At 61.6% G+C, this 1,181-nt stretch carries 1 protein-coding gene; it reads right to left on the bottom strand.

Going from position 1 to position 1,181, the window contains the following annotated elements; genetic code table 11:
* Positions 1-25: 25 nt before the first annotated feature.
* Positions 26-1,105 carry an IS5 family transposase gene (locus NYR54_RS19100; protein WP_261517284.1) on the bottom strand — a complete coding sequence of 360 codons (1,080 nt, stop codon included), beginning with the start codon at positions 1,103-1,105 and terminating at the stop codon, positions 26-28.
* Between the last annotated feature and the right edge of the window lie 76 nt (positions 1,106-1,181).

Genomic DNA, 1,181 nt, shown 5'->3' with positions numbered 1-1,181 from the left:
CGGACGGCCTCAGCGCGGTGCCGCATCATGCGGCCGCCGCTCTTTTCTCGTGCCAGACGTATCGGGTGATGTTGTAGGCGAGATTGGCCATGCCGATCTTCATCGTCGCTCTTGCGATGCCGATGGTTCTTACGAACAGGCCCATCCTGGCTTTCTGGTGAGCGAAGACGTGCTCTATATGAGCTCGGATCTTTGATCGCCGGCCATTGGCTCTGGCGGTCGCTTCGCTCATCAGGCGCCCCTTCGGCTTCTTCTGATGGATATCGCTGACAAAGCCGTTCCTGTCGAGCCAGGCCTCATTCTTCCTGGAGCGATAGGCCGTGTCGGCCCACACGGTTGAGCCTGTGTTGGGTCGCCTGACCACGTTGCGCAGCTGCGCACCGTCATGGGCGGCGGCATGCGTGACCGTCCAGCCGCGAATGAAGCCGTGTCGCCGGTCGATCGAGGCATGGCTCTTGTAGCCGAAGATGGGAACGGCGATGTCGCGCTTATGCTGCTTGCCCTCCTCATCGACCTTGGCCTTCGAGAACTTCACGGTCCAGCGCGCGTCCCGGTCCTTCTGCCGCAGCTTCGCGGGCTTGTCCTGCCAAGCATCCGGTATCTTGCCCGCTTTGATATCGGCCTTCTCATCGTCGGTGTTTCTCTGCCTAGGAGCGGCCACGACCGTCGCGTCTACGATCTGACCGCCCATGGCCAGATACCCGGCTTTCGACAGATGGCGATCGAAACGGGCGAACAGGTTCTCGACGGCGCCAGCTTGCACGAGGTGGTCCCTGAACAGCCAGATCGTCTTGGCGTCCGGCACCTTGTCGCCCAACCCCAGTCCGAGAAAGCGCATGAACGACAGACGGTCCTGGATCTGAAACTCCGCCTGATCGTCCGACAGGTTGTAGAGCGCCTGAAGCACCAGCACCTTGAACATCATCACCGCATCATAGGGCGGGCGGCCCCCCTTCGCCCCGTCCGAGCGCTTCAGCGCCTTCGCCAGCGGCTTGCGGAACACCTCCCACGGCACAACGCTGTTCAGCTTCTCTAGAGGATCGCCCGCCTCGCTCAGCCGCGCATGGCGCTCATCAATGTCCCAGAACCCGGCCTGTCCCCGCATCCACCATCTCCATGCAAATCAGCTCCCAGATGGAATCAAATCTCAGCCGAAAACGCGAGGTAATTCGAGGAGTCCA

The organism is Chelativorans petroleitrophicus (assembly GCF_025398195.1).
Lineage (GTDB): Bacteria > Pseudomonadota > Alphaproteobacteria > Rhizobiales > Rhizobiaceae > Chelativorans > Chelativorans petroleitrophicus.
Note: the sequence above shows the minus strand (reverse complement) of the source record. Positions and strands in the feature narration are given on the sequence as shown.